We start from the raw sequence: 524 nt of genomic DNA, 5'->3' as shown, positions 1-524 counted from the left end.
GTGCGGGCCTGTCCACGGCGGACGGGCGCGCTCTCACAGCACAGTGCGCGCGACAGGCGACGACGGCTGCGTCACCGTCAGTCTCCCCATCGGCCCCGTCCGAGCCTGACGCTGACGCGGCCGAGATCGACACGGCCGACGAGCCTGCGACCCCCCGGCCGACTCCGGTCATCCCCCGCACGGTTGTACTGCCCGTCGTCGCAGCGATCGAGATCGGACTGGTCCTGCTCTGGCTCCCMAGCACCCGCCGATTCCCAGCCCGCCTCACCAGCGGCCTGTCCCGGATCCGGCGTCGGAGCGCGCGATGACGTACACGGCTGGTGTCGCGGTAGACTCGCGCGCTGTTGGTGTGTGCCTGACCGACACGACCGGTGCCGTCGTCGAGGCGTTCACTGTCGCGGCGGAGCACGTCGCCGGGTCGCACACGGGCGAGCACCTGCGAGATGACCCGGCAGGGCTGGCGCACCTCGCAGGGCGTGTCGTCGTGTCGATCGGTGACGCGCTCCGGGACCACAGCATTGCCG

1 protein-coding gene is annotated in these 524 nt (G+C 71.7%); it reads left to right on the top strand.

The window, feature by feature from the left end; all coding sequences use genetic code 11:
- Positions 1-304 precede the first annotated feature (304 nt).
- On the top strand, positions 305-524 hold a 220-nt coding region (locus AC1D01_RS38245), incomplete at its 3' end, for a hypothetical protein (RefSeq protein WP_477875244.1).

Source organism: Rhizobacter sp. P3_B12 (genome assembly GCF_056402895.1).
Note: the sequence above shows the minus strand (reverse complement) of the source record. Positions and strands in the feature narration are given on the sequence as shown.